A 17985-nucleotide genomic window follows, 5' to 3' on the forward strand; every position below is an offset into this window, starting at 1 on the left:
AGTGTTTGCCACCTCGGTCATCCGCAAGTTGGCGCTCAGCGAGGAGATGCTCGCCGAGACCCAGAACTTCGTGGGCCTCGCCGCGCACGTGACGGGCCCGGTCGACGTCGACCTGCTCTCCGAGGCGTACGAGGCGCTGCTGGAGTCGCATCCGATCCTCACCGGCCGGATCGAGCAGCTGCCCGACGGCCGGCATCAGTTCGTCACCGACGACCTGCTGCCCGAGCCGATCGAGGTGGTGGAGCTCGAGGGCGACACACCGGCTCCGCCGCTGCACTTCGACCAGACCGAGTCGCTGGTGCACCTGCGGCTGCTGATCCGGGACGGGCGGGCCCAGCCGACGCTGTACGTGCACCACGCGGTCGCCGACGGGCACCACATGTACGCGCTGATCGAGGAGATGCTCTCCTTCTACACCGACCTGGTCACCACCGGGCGGCTCGGTGCGATCACCGTCGAACCGGCGCCGGAGTCGATCGAGGCGGTGCTCGCCGACCGCGGGGTGGAGAAGCAGAAGCGTTCCGGCATCGAGCGATTCATGCCGGCGCTGTTCGCCTACGACCTGCCACCCACCCGCCGCGCCGTCACCGACGCCAAGCCGGACTCGCCGATGCTGGTCCCGATGGCGTCCTGCCGGCTCAGCGAAGCGGAGACCGACGCCGTCGTCGCATTCGGCAAGGCTCACGACCTGAGCCTGCACGCGGTGCTGTCGGCGGCAGTGCTGACCGCGGAGTGGCAGCTGCGCGGCAAGCTCAGCATCCCGGTGCCCTACGTCTACACCGTCGACCTGAGATACTTTCTGTCACCGCCGGTTTCGGCGACCGGCTGCACCAACCCGATCGGGCTGGCCACCTACCTGGCGGAGATCGACGCCAAGACCGACTTGGTCGACGTCGCCCGCGACATCGCCCAAACCTTCCAGAAGGACCTCGACGAAGGCGTCATCCAGCAGTCCCGGCTGCATTTCAGCCCGCAGTACGTCGGGAACCCGCCGGGAATGCCGGACGTCGTCGTATTGAGCAACAACGGTCTGGTTCCGCCGGTGCGCACCCCAGCGGGGGTGGAGGTCACCACCACGCACGGTGAGCTGTACTTCGCCGTCAGCGCCGGGATCGACATCTACTTCACCCAGATCTTCGCCGGGCAGCTCAACATCGAATACCACTCGCACGGGCCGGCTCCGGAGCGGTCGGTGGAGGCGATCCGGGCACTGCTGGCCGGTATCGCCGAACGGCAGACCGCCGGCTAGACCGGTCAGCCGGTGGGGCCGAAGGCGTAGCGGTGGTACTGCAGCAGGCCGTGCACCGGCCGCAGCGCGCCGATCAGCCGGCCGGTGCGGGCGAACCCGGCCGGCACGCGGGCGAAGGTCTCCGCGTCGAAGAGGTTGGTGGCGGCCAGCAACCGGATCCCGGTGACCCGACTCAGGATGTCCTCGGGGCCGTTGACGGCCCAGTGCAGCGTCGAGCCGGACTGCCGCTGAAGCCGTTGCATCTTCTGGGTTTTGATGCCCAGCCAGTTGTAGAAGTCGATCTGCAGTTCACCGGACCCGAACCGGTCGACGATGCTCTGCAGCAGCGCCACACCGTCGGCCTCGGTCAGGTACATGCTGATGCCCTCGGCCAGCAGCAGCACCGGCCGGTCGGTCGGGATGTCATCGAGCCAGGACGGGTCGGTCGCCGACGTGGCGATCAGCCGGTAGCCGGGCCGGGCCGGAAAGATCTTCTCGCGCAATGCGATCACCGGCGGCTGGTCGACGTCGTACCAGGAGACGTCCGGGCCGGGGTCGAGCCGGAACACCCGTGCGTCCAGTCCGCAGCCCAGGTGGATGACGACGGCATTCGGGTTGGCCGCCAGGAACTGGCCCGCCCAGATGTCGTACTGCGCGGTGCGCACCGTTACCAGTGGCGCCCACTTCACCGGCGCCTTGAGCCCGGCAAAGTCGAACTCGATGCGCTCGACGGCCTGCTTGGCGTAGCGGTCGCCGAGCACCGGCCGGTCGAGGTCGGCGTCGAGTGCCTTGAGGTACAGCGTCGTCAGCATCGTCTGCGCTGCACCGTGCAGGTCGACGGGGATCTTGTCGGACACGTCGGCGAGCCTAATACGCTCGAGGTCAATGCAACGCACCGCACGGTCGAATGATGGAGGCGCAGATGGCGGATGACACCGGTACCCAGCCCGACGGGAGACCGCCGCGGATCCTGCTGCTGTACTACAGCTACTCCGGGCAGTCCCGCAAGATGCTGCAGGCGGCCGGTGAGGTGTTCGCCGAGCGCGGCTGTGAGGTGGTCGAGGCGCCCATCGAGTTCACCGATCCGCAGTACTCGCCCCGGTTTGCGCAGTTCCCGCTGCACCGGGTCTGGCCGGACATGCTCAGCGTGCTCAAGGCGCAGCAGAACGGTGAGACGGGGGAGATCCGCACCCCGGATGCGGTGCGCGACGGCGACTACGACCTGATCTGCATCGGGTCGCCGACCTGGTGGAAGGCGCCGGCGATGCCCATCCGGTCCTTCCTGCAGACCGACGAGGCGCGAAAGCTGTTGGCCGACAAGCCGTTCGCGGTGTTCACCGTCTGCCGCAGCTTCTGGCAGGAGAACTACGCCGAGGTGTGCCGGCTCGGTGAGCAGTGCGGCGGCCGGTACACCGACGAGATCCACCTGACCTACCCCGGTGATTCGGCCCGGTCGATGCTGGCGCTGACCAGCTATCTGGGTACCGGGACCTATCGGGAGCGGTTCCTCGGGCTGCGGCTGCCGCCGACCAATGTGCAGCCGGAGCAGTTGGACTCAGTCCGCAAGTTCGCCGCCGGTCTGGCCGGCCGGCTGTTCGGGAAGTAGAGGAAGGCTTTCACCATGCCCCGTTCCTTCGACATCGTCTTCGAGTCGCCGGCCACCGTCGAGCAGGTGCACGCCGCGTTCGGCAACGAGTCCTACTGGCATGCCCGGAACGCCGCCTTCACCGGCGGTGAGAAGACCCTGGAGTCGCTGACCGTCGAACCCGACGGCACCGTGCGGGTGGTCGTCAAAGAGGACCTGACGCACGGCGCACTGCCCGGGATGCTGACCAAGATCTACCGGGGTGACCTCAACATCGTCACCACCGAGGTGTGGACGCCTGCCGGTGACGGCACGGTCACCGGCGTGATCGACGTGGCGGTGGTCGGTGCGCCGGGCCGGGGCGGCGGCACCGCGCTGCTGGCGCCCGCCGGCACCGGGTCGCGGATGGACCTCACCGGGACCATTGAGTTCAAGATGCCGCTGGTCGGCGGGCCCATCGAGAGCTTCCTGGCCAAGGAGTTCGCCCAGGGCATCCCCGACATCCAGCGGTTCACCGCCGAGTGGCTGGGCGAGAATGCCTGACGCGCCGCGGTTCTCCCCGACGCACGTCCCGACCGTCGAGGACGCGCTGGCCCGGCTGGACATGCCGCTGGCCGAGGCGATGATGACCCAGCGGGCGATCCGCCGGGTGTACTCCGACCCGGTCGACGATGCGGTGGTACGGCGCTGTATCGAACTGGCGCTGCGGGCGCCGACCGGCAACGACGGGCAGAACTGGGAGTTCATCGTCGTACGGGACCGAGCGGTCAAGGAGGAGCTGGCCAACCGCTACCGGCAGGCCTGGAAGATCCAGCGCGACGTGGTGCTGCGGCGCAAGATCAAGCGGGATCCGGCGATCGCCGGGATCGCCAAGGCGATGCAGTGGCAGATCGACCACTTCGCCGAGATCCCGGTGCTGGTGGTGGCCTGCCTGCGGCTCGGCGCGCGGGAAGGGCGGCTGCCGGTGGTGCGGATGCCGCACATCGCCGAATCCGCCTACTGGGGATCGATCTATCCCAGCGTGCAGAATCTGCTGCTGGCCGCGCGGGCGATGGGACTCGGCGCCTCCCTGATCACATTGCCGCTGTGGAATCAGCGTGCGGTGCGGCGGGCGCTGGGGCTGCCCCGGGATGTGACGCCCTGCTGCATCGTCCCGCTGGGCTGGCCGCGCGGCCGGTACGGGTCCACCACCCGCAAACCGGTCGAGGAGGTAATCCACCTGGATGGGTACGGCAACCGCGCCTGGCCGGCTAATTGATACCTTTTGGATGGAAAATCCCTTGTCAGAGATGTGAAGTTGCCAGTTCGCTGTGAATACTTCTGAATGACCGGTTTGGCTAGCCTGAACGTACCGATCAGGTGTAGGTTCAGCGAGCTTGTGTCACACCGTGATTGAGGGGGATTCATGGACGCCGCCAAACGCGTTCCGGACGCGAAGGTCACTGCGCTGGCTGCGGCGGGCGTGGTCGCCGCCGCGCTGGTCACGCCGGTGCCCATGTCACCGTGGCTCACCGCCGTCGAACGGGAGCTGCAGCTGGTCAACGGTGCGGATTCGCTGATGAACGTGCCGCTGAACCTGTTCCAGGCGCTGGTCAACGTGCCCAGCACCGAACTCGGCGGGATGACCGAACTGGGCAACGCGCTGATCTACAGCGGCAACTGGTGGTCGCCGAGCGCCACCAACATCTGGGGCGAGGACCCGGGCGACCCGGGCCACTTCCTGGGCATCTTCGACATGATGTTCCCGTTCGCTGCGATCTCCGGGCAGGGCACCCCGGAGCCCGGCGCTCCGGGGTTCAGCTGGGACGACGCCGCGGCCGGCCACCTGGGCCTGGGCCAGCAGTTCACCCTGCTCGCCGATGCCGAGATCCCGGTCAGCCCGTCCAGCGACGCCGACTACAGCGCACCGCTGCTGCCGTCCAGTGAGATCACCGGCTCCAGCTTCTTTGACCACAACGCCTGGTTCTTCGCCTCGCTCTTCGGCGCCCAGTCCTACCCGCTGTTCGACAACTGGTTCAAGGTGCCGCTGTCGGATCTGCAGAACGGCTACACGTTCCCCACCGCGGTCGACCCCTCGATGGGCATCGGCACCAACGCCGCCGGGCAGCCCGACGGCTCGGTGCCCGGCGACACCACCCTGGGCTTCGCCGGCACCCATCCGGCGACCCCGGCCGACATCAAGGATCTGCCCCAGGACGCCGCGACTCAGTCGGAGGGGATTCACGTCGTCCCCGGCACCGATGACGTCGTCAACGGCAACGGCAACCCGGTGAACCTGATGCCGTGGTCCAACGAGACGTTCAAGCTGGATCTGATGTACCCGTTCCAGCACTTCTTCAATGACCTGCAGGCGCCGGTGGACCCGACCACCTACGCCGACGGCTTCCAGATCCCGACCTTCGAGGAGATCGGCCGGGCACTGCAGACGCTGACCGCGGGCGAGATCATCGCCTTCGACCCGTCGTCGCCCGGCGACCCGTTCTGCGGGACGACCTGCCTGGACAACCCGTCGGCGACGCCCCTGGCGCTGGTGAGCGAGCTGAACAAGATGTGGCCGGGCAACGCCTCGCTGGAGGACTGGCTGACGCAGGCCAACACCGAGAATCCGATGGACGCCTTCTACGGGATGGCCAACGGCCCGACCCCGCACCAGGTCGACGTCAACAACGCCGTGTCACAGTCGCTGCAGCAGTGGTTCGACATCGGCAACCCGTCGACGGACAACCCGCCGACCAACGTGGACACCCCGATCTCGTTCCCGACGTCGCCGATGATGCAGCAACTCACCGACTTCATGAAGGAGTCCGGCGTGCAGCAGTTCTTCGCCGACTGGGCGAAGCTGGCCGGCTACCAGCCGGTGAACTTCGACGACCTCACCCCGGTGCTCGGCGCCTCCGCGCCCGATCCCACCGACGCCGGCAGCGCCGCATTCGGCGCCTCCGACGGGTTCACGAACCTGCTCGACGGTCTGGGCCTGGGCAGCCTGGGGGGGCTGCTCTAACCCGACCAACCTGGACCGGTTCCGCCACCATCGGTGGCGGAACCGGTCTTTTTCTGCGTGCAGGCGATACCCTCGCGAATCACGAATCGACAACATCATCGAAGACGCTGTGATTTAGTGCACATTATTAACTTTACAGCCGTCAATAGTGTGGTTCGGTTAGGAACAAGATCAACTTGCCTATATGGTGACGTGGTCTCAAGGGGATTACGGAGGGGGATTTCAATGCAGTACGCCGAGCGCCAGTACCCGTACGTGAAGATGGGTGCTGCACTCGCCGCTGCGGGAGCCGTCGCCGTCGCGCCGGTTCTGCCCGTCGCGCCGTGGCAGCAGGGCCTGTCTGCCGTCGAGCGGACGGTGGAACTGGTTGCGGGGGAATCCATCCTCAACATCCCGTTCAACCTGTTCCAAGACTTCGTCAACATCCCGTTCAACGAGATGTCGGCGATGAACGTCCTGGCGAACTCGTTCTTCTGGACCGGCAACTGGTGGACGCCGAGCGCCACCAACATCTGGGGTGAGGACCCGGGCGACCCCGGCCACTTCATGGCGATCATGGACATGATGTTCCCGTTCGCCCCCGAGATCTCCGGCGTCTACCAGCCCGAGATCGACCCGGACGCGCTGGCCAACGGCACCGCCGGCATCGGCCAGCAGTTCGCGATGTTCGCCGCTGCGATGCTGCCGGTCAGCCTGTCGTGCGGTGCGATGCAGTGTGCGCCGATGGTGCCGACCGAACCGATCACCGGGATCACCGGACTCGACCGGATGCTGCAGTTCTTCGACTCCATCGGACCCAGCGACCACCAGCTGCCGATGTTCGCCAACTGGTTCAAGGTTCCGATCAGCGACATGCTCAACGGGTACCACTTCGCCGACGGCCCGGGTGACGTGGGCAACCCCACCGCGGGCGGCATCGTCGACCCGGATGTCGGCGTCGGCGAAGGCGGCTCGGTGCCCGGTGCACCCACCCACGGCGGAGAGCCGTGGTCCGCCGCCCCGCAGCCGGGCTTCGGCTTCCCCGGCACGGTGGAAGGCCCGAACGGTGAGAACCTGATGCCGTGGGCGGGGATCGACTTCAAACTGGACCCGTCCGCGCCGTTCCAGAAGTGGTTCGACAGCTTGATGGCGCCGGTCGACTGGAGCGTCAACGGTGACAACCTGACCACCGGGTTCCACTTCCCGGAGTTCACCGAGTTCTTCCAGACGCTCAAGGCGCTGTGGGCCGGGTTCATCATCGACTTCAACCCGTATGTCGCCGGCAGCCCGCAGTGCCCGGGGCTCTGCGACAACCCGCCGTTCTCGCCGCCGATGGGCAACACCACCCTGGATCTGGTGAAGCAGATTCAGGCCATCGGCACGCCGAACCCGGTGATCCAGCAGTGGATCGACCTGACCGAGGCTGCCGACGCCAAGAACGCCATCGGCGATGCCAACGGCGCCACCGATGAGCAGGTCTACGCCGGGATCATGGGCCTGCAGACCGGGAACTTCACCTTCAGCCCGGAGCAAGAAGCCGAGATCGTCGCGTTCCTCGGCCCGGAGTGGTCGAAGCTGCTCGTCAACTCCGGCTGGATGACCGACCCGGGATTCCTGGGCCCCTGGGAGTCGGACGGGCACGGGGGTTTCATCATCCCCGGCTACGACCCGAACCTGCCGCTGGACCAGCAGACCCTCGGCGACTTCGGCGGCCTGGACACCTCGCTGCTGTGGGGCGACTGGCTGCACGTTCTCGACCCGACCGGCGGGCTGTACAACGACCTCGCCGACTTCTGGAGCCAACTCTCGAGCGCGTTCACCTTCTGAAACGTTCGACGATTCGTGACCCGGCCGCACCATGCGACCGGGTCACGGTCATTTCCGGCCGCTTCGGTGGAGCTCAGAACACTACACCGGCATGAGTGAACATGGATTCGAACTGAATTGACTTATTTCCCAGATTCACATGATCCTGGGTTGGCAAACTCACGGTTTGCGCATAAGTCCTGCTTTGGTACATTGCCTTAGGCCACACACCGTGGCGCATACCACCGCACCCTTAGCTGGAGGATCATGGCGCTCTCGGCCGCGCTGCGCCCGTACATCACCGCCGGGCTGGCACTCACCACCGCGGGCGTCATCGCCGTCACCCCGGTACCGGCTGTCCAGGCGCCGTCACTCACTCAGCCATCCATCAGTCTCACCGCCGGTGACTCGCTGCTGAACGTCCCGCTGAACCTGTTCCAGGCCATCCTGAACATCCCGGCCAATGAGATCCACGCCATGAGCACGTTGGCTCAGTCGCTGTTCTACAGCGGGCCGTGGTGGGTCGGCAGCCCGACGAACGTCTGGGGGGAGGACCCCGGCGATCTCGGCCACTTCGAGTCGGTGATCGAGATGATGGTGCCGTTCCCGGAGCTGTCCGGCGCCGGCCATGAGGGTGACTTTGCCTACGACGGCCTGGCCCAGCAACTGGCGATGCTCGCCGCGGTGGAGATCCCCGCCGACCCCAGCTGTGAGAGCCTGGACTGCCTGCCGGCGATGCCGACCAGCCCGATCACCGGGTTCACCTGGATCGACCAGGCCATCTGGAGTCTGCTGATCGTCACCGGTCTGCAGAAGATGCCGATCATCGACAACTGGTTCCAGATTCCGTTCTCGGCCATGACGAACGGCAACTCCTACTACTTCGATCCGGCCACCCAGGCCGGCCTGCAGGACAGCGGTGTCGGCCACGACGGCTTCCTCTGGGAGGGCACCCGCACCGCGGCGCAGATCATGGCGGCCCACCCGGAGATGGAGACCGAGCATCCGGACGCGTGGGCGGCGCTGGAGAAGATGGACCCCGACACGCCGATGATGCCGTGGACCGGCACGTCCTACGCGATGGACTTCCAGCAGCCGTTCACGAACTTCTTCAACAGCCTGATGGCGCCGTTCGACGCCAGCAAGTTCGAGATGCCGGACCCGACCGAGTTCCTGCGGGTGCTGCAGGCCGACCTCGCGGCGATGATCGTCGCGTTCAACCCGTTCATCCCCGGCAGCCCGTTCTGCCCCGGTGAGTGCCTGCTTCCCGAGCCCGGCGGCAACATCTTCGATGCCGGTGACTGGAACACGCCGAGCTACGTGCTGGCCGTCCAGGCGATCGACGCAATGTGGCCCGGTAACAAGATCATCGACGAATGGCTGACCGCCCATGACGCCGGCACGGCCAACGTCTCCACGCCGGAGATCATCGACTATGAGGGCTTGCTGTGGCGGCTGGGCCAGACCCTGCTGGACCTGAAGAACCCGCTGCCGCCGAACCCGGCGATCGACACCAGCGACTTCCTGCCGACGGCCGCCCAGATCCACGACGCGCTCGGCGACTACTGGTACAACATCGTCGACAACAGCGGGATACTCGGGCCGTTCGACGCCCAGGGCCTGTGGGACGCCATCTTCAACATCACGCCCGCGGCGTAGCCCGGCGGCCAGCGAGGCTCGACGGAGGAGAGCCGAAGCTGGGCCGCCGAATCAACCCGAGCGGTCAGCGAGGCTCGACGGAGGAGAGCCGAAGCTGGGCCGCCGAATCAACCCGAGCGGTCAGCGAGGCTCGACGCAGGAGAGCCGAAGCTGGGCCGCCGAACCAACCCGACCGGTGGGCGGATCCGCCGGGAAACGGACCCGCCCGGGCGACTACGACAGCCCGATCATCCCCGGGTCGGCGATCTGGCCCGCCAGGTCCGGCACGAACGGGTAGATGTCCGGCATCTCCGCCTTCGACATGCCCAGGTCGATCAGGAACGCGGTGTAGCCCTGCTGCGCCCCGAGTTCGAGGTTGTGCATGACGGTGTCCCAGTCGATGTTCGGCACCGTGAAGGTGCCTGGGGTGACCACGTCGGCGTCACCGGAGCGGTCGTAGCCCAGATCCACCAGCACCCGCAGATCCGGCTGGATCAGGTCTGCCATCGCGTTGCCGATCCCTGGGATCGTGCGCCATCCCGCCAGCAGTGGCAGATCCTGGGTCGGGATCAGGAAGTAGTCGGTGTTGATGTCAGCCGCCGACGTCGGCAGTTGCACCGCATCCTGGATCGCGGCCGGATCGAACGTCGTCGTCGGAAAGTTCGCCAGGTAGGCGGTGTGCAGGTCGAGGTAGCCGGCCATCGCGTTCGCCACCGCGAACGGGTTCCACAGGTACTGCGGCAGGTCACTGCCGCCGCTGTACTCGATGTTGTAGATGTCGGTGTGATAGGGCGAGTCATCCGGCATCGCCGGCATGCCCGACCCAGGAATCCGGGTGAAGAACCCACCGTTGGGGCCGTTCAGGTCCTCCAGCAGCACGAACCGCAGGTGGTCCGGGCTCGGCGCCTCGCCGGGCGGCAACTTCGCCAGGTCGATCAATTCCTGGGTGGCCACCGACGCGCTCATCGAGTAGCCGAACACCACGGCGTTGCCGCCGTCGGCGAGGGCCTTGGTGATCGCGGTGTTCAGGTCGGCCACACCCTGGGTGAGCCCGGCACCGTAGTCGGTCTCCGGCGTGAACACGCTCACCGGCGTGTAGCCGTCGAACGTCGGCTGCCCCTCGAACGGGTGCTCCGGGGTGATGAAGCCATCCATGATCTTCTGCATGTAGGTGTCATCCGGGGTCGGATTGAACGCCGACCCCATGATCAGTGCGCTGTTCTCGCCGAGCGCGAACCCCGCGTTGAGCATCGCGGTCATACCCATCAGACCGGCGCAACCCCCGGCCAGTGCACCGACGGTCATCCACCGGTATTTAGCGTGCGTCATCGAACCCCCCGTTCATGTCACGCCTAAGACGGCATCAGCGTACACAAGTCCACCACCCAGCGCCTCTCGGGCGGGCCAAAAGATTAAGGTGTGGACGTGTCCCTTCCCGCGCCCGGTGAGAATCGGACGGCGATCGTCACCGGTGCGTCGTCGGGCATCGGTGCGGCCATCGCCCGTGAACTGTGCCGCCGCGGCTATCAGGTGGTGCTGGTGGCCCGGCGCGAAGACCGGTTGCGCGTGGTGGCCGCAGACCTGGGCTTAGATCGGGCGCACGTGCTGCCCGCCGACCTGTCCTGCCGTGCCGATCGCGCGGCGCTGCCGGATCGTGTTGCGGCACTGGGCCTGACACCCGACATCCTGATCAACAACGCCGGACTGGCGATCGTCGGTCTGGCGGCGCGATCCGCACCGGAGCGGCAACTCCAGCTGATCGAGGTCGACGTCGCGGCTGTGGTCGACCTGTGCGGCCGGTTCCTGCCCGGCATGGTGCAGCGCGGCCGCGGGGCGGTGCTCAACGTGTCGTCGGTGGCTGGATTCGGGCCGCTACCGGGACAGGCCACCTACGGCGCCGCGAAGGCGTTCATCTTGTCCTACACCGAGAGTCTGCGCGCCGAACTGCGCGGCACCGGCGTCACTGCGACGACGCTGTGCCCCGGTCCGGTCCCGACCGACCTGGACGTGGTCGCCGGCTTCCGCACGGGGGAGCGGGAGAAGGTGCTGCCCCGGGCGATGTGGCGGTCCGCCGACCAGGTGGCCCGGGCGGCGATCGACGGGCTCGCCGCCGGCCGCGGCCGGGTGACGCCCGGGTGGATGAACCGGCTGCTGGTGACGACGTACCGGTTGATGCCCCACGAACCGCTGCTACCGTTACTGGCACGCCGGACCCCGCTGCTGACGCGCGGTCCGGGCGAGGGGGAGGCCCAGTCTTCGACCGTGGCCGGGGACAGAGGGAGCGGCCCAGTGCTCGAGGTGATCGACAAAGGTTGCGTGAGTCCGGAACATCCGGTCCCGCTGCTGTTCGTTCACGGTGCCTGGCACGCCGCATGGTGCTGGGACGAGCATTTTCTGAGCTATTTCGCCGACCGCGGCTACCAGGCGATGGCGCTGAGCTTCCGCGGCCACGGCAACAGCGCAACCGATAAGCCGCTGCGCACCTGCAGCGCCGACGACTACGTCGCCGACGTCGCCGCGGTCGCCGCGAGCCTGCCGGTGCCGCCGGTGGTGATCGGCCACTCGATGGGCGGCCTGATCGTGCAGAAGTATCTGGAGGCCCACACCGCGCCCGCCGGGGTGCTGATGACGGCGATCCCCCCGCAGGGCAGCTACGGATCGAACCTCCGCTGGCTGCGGCGCCGGCCCGGTCAGTTCGCCAAGATGATCGTCACCGGCAACTCGCTGCCGTTCCTCAACACTCCCGCCCTGGCGCGCGAGAAGTTCTTCTCCGCGCACACCCCCGAGGAGCGGGTGCTGGAGTGCGCGGCCCGGCTGCAGGAAGACAGCGCCCGGGTGAGCCTGGACTGCATGCTGTTCCGCCGGCCGCGCCCGGAGCGTGTCACGACACCGCTGCTGGTGCTCGGCGCGGAGCAGGACAGCATCCATACCCGCGCGGAGATCGAGGCGACGGCGCACGCCTACGGCACCGAAGCCCGATTCTTCCCCGACATGGGGCACGACATGATGCTCGAGCCCGGCTGGGAGGCGGTCGCCGGGGAGATCGACGACTGGCTGGTCGGCCGGGGGTTGTAGCAGCCCCCGGCCGGCTGCCGGTCAGTCCTTGGTGAAGTGGTACAGCCGGTAGACGAACTCACCGTTCTTGAGCGCACCGTTGAACGTCCAGTCGGTCGCCGCGCTGGCGAACTTCGCCAGGCTGCCGTGGTGGGCGATCATGTCCTGCTTGCGGGCCAGGTTCTTCTCGTTGCCGCGCAGCACCGCCAGGCTGATGTCCTCCTGCGCCACCAGCCGCAGCCCGGTGGCGGCCAGCTCGGCGTCCCACTGGTCCAGTTCGCTGCGGCGGCGGAAGTCGGTGTAGACGAAGTGCCCACCCTTGGCCAGCACCCGGGCCGCGCCGTCGAAGAACTTCGCCGGGTGCGGGTACAGGTGCGAGGCCTCCACGTGCAGCACCACGTCGTAGGAGCCCTCGGCGAACGGCAGGTTCTCGGCATCGCCCTGGACGAAGTCCATTCCGGGCAGTGTGTGTCGCGCCCGGCAGAACTCGATGGCGGTCTCGTTGAGGTCCAGGCCGGTGTACGAGGCCGGCTTGAACGTGCGGGTCACATAGGACGCACCGCCGCCGTGGCCGCAGCTGACCTCCAGCACCTTCTTGCCCTTGAGGTCCACCTGGGCGGCGGTGCGGTGATACTGCTGGATGAAGAACCGGTTGGGCTCGTCGGACGCCTCCAGCGAGATCCCCATCGGCGGGTCCTCTTCGTACCCGTAGTTCAGGAACAGCCAGTCGTCGCCGCTGAGCATCTTGGTCTGGGTGGCGAAGCGCTTGGTGACGAACGAGGTGAACAGCAGGTGGTAGACGAGCGGATTCGTCATCACGCGGTGGGCGACCGGGTTGAAGATCAGACGGTTCATCGTGAGCATCGGGGCAGTATTTCAGGGCGGCCCAGCTGAGACGAAGCCGGGTCAGCCGCGCAGATCCCGCATCAGGACCCGTTCCCACATCCGATCGGTCAGCAGCGCCCGCGCCAGCAGTGTGGCCTTGCCGGAGGCGCCGACGATGTAGCGCGGCTTGGGATTCCGGGACTCCACCGCCTTCAGCACCGCGCGGGCGACGGTGTCCGGGCCGATCATCACCCCGGTTGTCTCGGTGAGCCGACGGGTGCTCTCCCGGTACCGGCGCTTGAACCCGGCGTACGGGTCGTCGTCGGCGTAGACCGGCGCCGCCTCGAGCTGATTGGTGACGAACGGTGTCCGCACCCCGGTCGGGTCGAGCAGCGTCACCCGCACGCCGAACGGCGCCACCTCGGCCCGCAGCGACAGCGACAGCGCCTCCAGGCCGTATTTGACGACGTGATAGCCGCCCGCGCCGGGGCTGGCGAACCGGCCGCCGGTGCTGCCGATGTTGACGATCGTCCCGCTGCCCCGCCTGCGCATCGCCGGCAGTACGGCCTGCGACAGGTGCAGCGTCGCAACGATGTTCGCCTCGAACAGGTCCCGCAGGTCGGCCAGGGCGACCTGTTCGAGCGGACAGGTCAGCGGGAATCCCGCGCAGTTGACGAGCACATCGATGGCGCCGGCGCCGGTCTCGGCTTCGATCTCGGCGACCAGTGCGGTCACGCCCGGCTCGTCGGTGATGTCCAGGGCGCGGGCCTGCAGACCCCGGGAACGGAGGTCGTCGAGCGCCGCCGGGTTGCGGCCCACGGCGAACACCCGGTAGCCGCGGTCGTGCAACCGGTGCGCGGTGGCCGCGCCGATCCCACTGGTCGCGCCGGTGACCAGCGCGGTCGGTGCGGTCGCCATCAGTTCTCGGCGGCCCCGGCCGCGGCGCCGGTAGCAGCACCGGCGACCCCGGCGTCGTCGGCGGCGACGAACTCCAGGGGCAGGTACTCCAGCCCGCGCATCGTCGCGTTGACCAGGTAGCGGTGCTGGCCGGCCAGCCGGATCTCCTTGACCCGCGGGATCAGCTGGGTGAGCACCCGGGCCACCTCCATCCGGGTCAGGTGGGTGCCGAGGCAGTAGTGGGCGCCGCCGCCGAACGCAACGTGATCGTTGGGGCTGCGATCGAGGTCGAAGACGTCAGGATTCTCGAAGTGCCGCGGGTCGCGGTTGGCGGCGGCGAACAGCAGCAGCACCCGGGCGCCGGCGGGGATCGTCTCGTCGCCGACCCGGTAGTCGCGGGTCGCGGTCCGGTAGAAGCCCTGCACCGGTGAGACCAGCCGCAGTTGCTCCTCGATGGCCGCCGGGATCAGGTCCGGCTGCGCACGCAGCCGGGTGTAGACGTCCGGGCGCTGCGCCAGCGTCAGGAACAGTCCCGTCAGCAGGTTCGTGGTGGTCTCACTGCCGGCGCCGACCAGCATCGACGCACTCCAGAACACCTCGTCGTCGGAGAGGGTGTCGTCACCGCTGGGCGCGGCCAGCATCGAGATCAGGTCATCGCCCTTGGTGCCGCGGCGCTCCTGGATCATCGGGTCCAGGCTGCGGTGCATCGCGGTGACCGCCTGGCTGGACCGCATGTTCAGCCGCATACCGTGCAGGTTCAGCGGCGCGAAAGCGGCTTCGTTGATGGTGTCGGCCCATGCCAGGAACTGCTCGCGGTCCTCCTGCGGGATCCCGAGCATCTGCACGATCAGCCGGTTCGGCAGCGGCCGGGCGAGCTCCTCCATCAGCTCGGTGCGGCCCCGGGTGACCATCGCGTCGACGAGTTCGTCGGCGACCCGGTTGATGTTGGCCTCCCAGGCCTTCATCGCGCGGGGGGTGAAAGCCCGGGAGACCGACCGGCGCAGCCGGGTGTGCACCGGGGCGTCGGTGGCGTTCATCGTCTGCAGGTGCACCCGGAACCGGGCCTGGCTCTCCGCCGAGGACAGCGCCTCGTCGTCGCGCAGGGCCTGCCAGACCTCGTCGTAGCCGGGGATGATCCAGATACCCCGCTTGCGGCTGTACCAGACCTTCGGCCCGCCGAACAGCGTCTTGTAGCCGGGGTAGGGGTCGCGCATGGTCTCCGGCGCGAACGGGTCGAAATCGGTGACCGGTGCGGTCTTGCGGCCGGTGAGGATGTACCGGTAGGCGGTGGCCCGGTCACGCGCCACCCCGAACATGCCGTCGGCGCCGATCTTCAGCAGGCTGGCGCGGAATCGAAGCTTGCGGGTCAACTCCATCGAAGACGAACTCCCTCACGGTCCACGGTCACAGTGGGATGGCCGCAGTCACCCTAACCCCGTACCAGCCGGCGGCTGAAGGGACTTCCGTCATCGTGAAAACCGGCCGGAACTCAAGCCCCGGGGGGGCTGGGTTCCGGCCGGTTCACGACGACGGCTGGGTGACGTCAGTCCTTGACGAGGTCGAAGATCCGGTAGGTGATCTCGCCGCGGTCCAGGTCCTTGTAGAACAGCGACCCCTCGACCACCGCGAACTCCCGGGCGAAGCGGCGCAGGTAGAACGGCATCCGCTCGTTGATCAGCTCGTTGGAACGCGGCGAGTTCAGCTTCAGGCCGCGCACGACCTCCTGGCTGATGTCGCGCTCGTTGAGCAGGCGCAGCGGCGGCTTGGCCAGCGTCTGCTGCCAGGCCGGGATGTCCTTCTTCTCGCGGAAGTCGGTGTGCAGGAAGTGCCCGCCCGGCTTCAGCACCCGGCCGACCTCGCTGACGAACTTCGCGAAGTCCGGGTAGATGTGCGAGGCCTCGACGTTGACCACCGCGTCGAACGACTCGTCCGGGAACGGCATGTTCTGGGCGTCGCCCTGCACGAAGTCGAGCCCGGGAACCTGGTGCCGCTTCTTGCAGAACGCGACACCGTCCGGGTTGAAGTCCAGCCCGGTGTAGGAGGCGGGCTTGAGCGTGCGGGCCAGGAAGGAGGCGCCGCCGCCGTGGCCGGAACTGACCTCCAGCACCTTCTTGCCCTTGAGGTCGATCTGGGTGGCGGTCTGGTGGTAAAGCTGGATCGAGTACCGGTTCGGCTCGTCGGCCTCGTCGAGCTTCAGGCCCAGCGGCGGGTCCTGCTCGTAACCCCAGTTGAGGAAGACGACGTCGTCGTGCCCCATCCGCTTGGTCATGAACGGGTACCAGTATTTGAAGACCTTCTTGTAAACCGGCAGGCCGGAGATCCGGTAGACCAGATCGGCGCCGACTTTTTCGAGGGTCTCAGACGCAGCAGAAAGAACCATTCGCGAAGTATGGCACAGCTCGCTGGGCATGCCGGACGTCGGTGGCAGTCGGCCGGTGGCTATCGGCCGACCCACCGCGGTAGCCTGTCTAGCTTATGGGGACCCAGCAATATGACGCCGTCATCGTGGGGGCGGGATTCGGCGGAATCGGCGCCGCGATCCAGCTCAACCGGCTGGGCTACGACAACATCCTGATCGTGGACCGCGAAGACGGCCTGGGCGGGACATGGCGGGTCAACCACTACCCGGGGCTCTCCGTCGACCAGCCGGCCACCACCTACTCCTACTGGTTCGAGCCGAACCCGTACTGGTCGCGGCTCTTCCCGCCGGGCCACGAGATCCAGGCCTACGCCGAGCACGTCGCCGACAAGTACGACGTGCGCCGCTTCATGCGGTTCAACACCACCGTCGACGGCGCCCAGTGGGACGAGGACGCCAAGGCCTGGCGGGTGGCGCTGGCCGGCGGCGAGACCCTGACCGCGCAGTTCCTGATCGCGGCGACCGGCTTCCTGTGCCAGCCGAAGATGCCGGACATTCCCGGCATCGAGTCGTTTGAGGGCCACGTCATCCACACCGCGGCCTGGGACCACGACCACGAGCTGGCCGGACGCCGCGCCGCGATCATCGGCACCGGCTCCACCGGCATCCAGGTGATCCCAGAGCTGGCCAAACACGTCGGCGAACTCACCGTGTACCAGCGCACCCCGATCCTGGTGACCCCCAAGTCGGACGTCGTCTTCCCGCCGGTGGTGCAGCGGCTGTTCGCCCGGGTGCCGTTCACCCAGCGGATCGTGCGCTGGCTCACCGACAACGTCACCGACTTCATGATGGTGCTGACGATGTGGCGCTACCGGCGGTTCAAGCTGGTCAACAAGGCGATGGCGCTGCAGTCGGCGATGCACCGGCGCAAGGCGGTGCGCGACCCGGAACTGGACCGCCAGCTCACCCCGGACTTCGACTTCGGCTGCAAGCGCCCGACGATCTCCAACGACTACTACCCGACGTTCACGCTGCCGCACGTCAACCTCGACACCGCCGGCATCGAGCGGATCGAACCGGACGGCATCGTCTCCAAGGACGGCACCAAGCGGGTGGTCGACACCCTGGTGCTGGCCACCGGCTACGACGTGTGGGACGCCAACCTGCCGGCGATCGAGATCATCGGCCGGGGCGGTCGCAACCTGGGCAAATGGTGGCGGGAGACCCGGTTCCAGGCCTACCAGGGCATCACGGTGCCGCATTTCCCGAACTTCCTGACAATGGCCAGCCCGTTCGCCTGGGTGGGACTGTCCTGGTTCAACACCGTCGAATACCAGATGCGGCACATGAACCGGCTCTTCGGCGAACTGCAGCGCCGGCACGCGAGCACCTTCGAGGTCACCGAGGAGGCGAACAACCGCTTCTACGCGCGGATGACCGAGTTGCTCGACGATTCGGTGTTCCACCTGGGTGACTGCGTGACGTCGCGGTCGTACTGGTTCAACTCGCACACCGGGGAGGCGGCGTTGTTCCGGCCGACGTCGGTGCGCAGTGCGGTCAAGGAGCAGGATCGGTTCCCGCTGAGCGATTACCTCATTTCGTGAGCAGATGCC

Annotated in this window: 14 protein-coding genes and 2 pseudogenes; 10 read left to right on the top strand and 6 right to left on the bottom strand. The window is 67.5% G+C overall.

All coding sequences use genetic code 11. From position 1 onward, the window contains the following. Position 1: 1 nt before the first annotated feature. Positions 2-1249: a phthiocerol/phthiodiolone dimycocerosyl transferase family protein gene (locus KIH27_RS16760; protein ID WP_214094102.1), complete on the top strand. Its 1248-nt coding sequence runs from the start codon at positions 2-4 to the stop codon at positions 1247-1249. Positions 1250-1254: 5 nt separating this feature from the next. Here the strand turns inward: KIH27_RS16760 and KIH27_RS16765 are convergent, their stop codons facing one another. Next, positions 1255-2085 (bottom strand): class I SAM-dependent methyltransferase, encoded by an 831-nt coding sequence (locus KIH27_RS16765; protein ID WP_214094103.1) that lies wholly within the window; start codon positions 2083-2085, stop codon positions 1255-1257. A gap of 65 nt (positions 2086-2150) precedes the next feature. Between KIH27_RS16765 and KIH27_RS16770 the strand changes: the two genes are divergently transcribed. The 6 genes from KIH27_RS16770 (at position 2151) to KIH27_RS16795 (ending at position 9258) form a co-directional block, all read left to right on the top strand. Continuing rightward, positions 2151-2834, top strand: coding sequence for a flavodoxin family protein (locus KIH27_RS16770; protein ID WP_214094104.1), 684 nt, complete (start codon positions 2151-2153; stop codon positions 2832-2834). A 15-nt stretch (positions 2835-2849) separates the two neighbouring features. Beyond that, positions 2850-3356, top strand: coding sequence for a DUF2505 domain-containing protein (locus KIH27_RS16775; RefSeq protein ID WP_214094105.1), 507 nt, complete (start codon positions 2850-2852; stop codon positions 3354-3356). Then, entirely contained in the window at positions 3349-4071 is a 723-nt protein-coding gene (locus KIH27_RS16780) for a nitroreductase family protein (RefSeq protein WP_214094106.1), read from the top strand. The genes KIH27_RS16775 and KIH27_RS16780 overlap by 8 nt, the downstream gene beginning before the upstream one ends. 147 nt (positions 4072-4218) lie before the next feature. Further along, entirely contained in the window at positions 4219-5814 is a 1596-nt protein-coding gene (locus tag KIH27_RS16785; RefSeq protein ID WP_214094107.1) for a hypothetical protein, read from the top strand. Positions 5815-6039: 225 nt separating this feature from the next. Next, positions 6040-7620 (top strand): hypothetical protein, encoded by a 1581-nt coding sequence (locus KIH27_RS16790; RefSeq protein ID WP_214094108.1) that lies wholly within the window; start codon positions 6040-6042, stop codon positions 7618-7620. Between the two features lie 246 nt (positions 7621-7866). Continuing rightward, complete coding sequence (locus tag KIH27_RS16795) at positions 7867-9258, top strand: hypothetical protein (RefSeq protein ID WP_214094109.1); 1392 nt, start codon at positions 7867-7869, stop codon at positions 9256-9258. Between the two features lie 213 nt (positions 9259-9471). On the opposite strand, the gene KIH27_RS16800 is transcribed toward KIH27_RS16795, so the two are convergent. Then, positions 9472-10566, bottom strand: coding sequence for a PE-PPE domain-containing protein (locus KIH27_RS16800; protein ID WP_250150277.1), 1095 nt, complete (start codon positions 10564-10566; stop codon positions 9472-9474). Positions 10567-10662: 96 nt separating this feature from the next. Here KIH27_RS16800 and KIH27_RS16805 point away from each other — a divergent pair. Together KIH27_RS16805 and KIH27_RS16810 are read left to right on the top strand one after the other, a co-directional pair. Beyond that, positions 10663-11466, top strand: a pseudogene (locus tag KIH27_RS16805) (SDR family NAD(P)-dependent oxidoreductase); the annotation flags it as partial. 120 nt (positions 11467-11586) lie between these two features. Then, positions 11587-12312 (top strand): annotated as a pseudogene (locus tag KIH27_RS16810) (alpha/beta hydrolase); the annotation flags it as partial. A gap of 21 nt (positions 12313-12333) precedes the next feature. Here the strand turns inward: KIH27_RS16810 and KIH27_RS16815 are convergent. The 4 genes from KIH27_RS16815 to KIH27_RS16830 all read right to left on the bottom strand — a co-directional run bounded on the left by KIH27_RS16815 (position 12334) and on the right by KIH27_RS16830 (position 16393). Beyond that, complete coding sequence (locus KIH27_RS16815) at positions 12334-13146, bottom strand: phthiotriol/phenolphthiotriol dimycocerosates methyltransferase (protein WP_214094110.1); 813 nt, start codon at positions 13144-13146, stop codon at positions 12334-12336. Positions 13147-13197: 51 nt separating this feature from the next. Next, positions 13198-14034 (bottom strand): SDR family oxidoreductase, encoded by an 837-nt coding sequence (locus KIH27_RS16820; protein WP_214094111.1) that lies wholly within the window; start codon positions 14032-14034, stop codon positions 13198-13200. Beyond that, the gene (locus tag KIH27_RS16825; RefSeq protein WP_214094112.1) at positions 14034-15389 is read right to left on the bottom strand and encodes a cytochrome P450; all 1356 of its coding nucleotides are present in this window, start codon (positions 15387-15389) and stop codon (positions 14034-14036) included. Before KIH27_RS16825 ends, KIH27_RS16820 begins: the two co-directional genes overlap by 1 nt. Before the next feature lie 167 nt (positions 15390-15556). After that, on the bottom strand, positions 15557-16393 hold the full coding sequence (locus KIH27_RS16830) for a phthiotriol/phenolphthiotriol dimycocerosates methyltransferase (protein WP_214094113.1): 837 nt from the start codon (positions 16391-16393) through the stop codon (positions 15557-15559). Positions 16394-16488: 95 nt separating this feature from the next. Here KIH27_RS16830 and KIH27_RS16835 point away from each other — a divergent pair, with 95 nt between their 5' ends. Further along, on the top strand, positions 16489-17976 hold the full coding sequence (locus KIH27_RS16835; protein WP_214094114.1) for a flavin-containing monooxygenase: 1488 nt from the start codon (positions 16489-16491) through the stop codon (positions 17974-17976). Positions 17977-17985 lie beyond the last annotated feature (9 nt).

Source organism: Mycolicibacter acidiphilus, from assembly GCF_018455725.1.
Lineage (GTDB): Bacteria > Actinomycetota > Actinomycetes > Mycobacteriales > Mycobacteriaceae > Mycobacterium > Mycobacterium acidiphilum.